The sequence below is a fragment of the Sedimentibacter sp. B4 genome (assembly GCF_000309315.1).
Lineage (GTDB): Bacteria > Bacillota > Clostridia > Tissierellales > Sedimentibacteraceae > Sedimentibacter > Sedimentibacter saalensis.
On record NZ_CANG01000443.1, the window covers coordinates 1 to 201 of the forward strand.

A 201-nucleotide genomic window follows, 5' to 3' on the forward strand; every position below is an offset into this window, starting at 1 on the left:
TTATGCATCGCGAACTGGCAGCGAAGCTCGCCACGTTTGATGATCGTGACGTCTGGCAACAGTGGTTGAGGTTCGCCGGGAGCTTCCACCAGTACTCGTTCTCGAACACGTGCTTGATCCTGATGGCGAAGCCGGACGCGACACTGGTCGCCGGCTATCGGGCGTGGCAGACCAAGGGGCACCAGGTACGGCGCGGGGAGC

At 62.2% G+C, this 201-nt stretch carries 1 protein-coding gene; it reads left to right on the forward strand.

Annotated elements, in window-relative coordinates; genetic code table 11:
- On the forward strand, positions 1–201 hold a 201-nt coding region (locus BN358_RS27665; RefSeq protein WP_232233119.1), incomplete at both ends, for an ArdC-like ssDNA-binding domain-containing protein.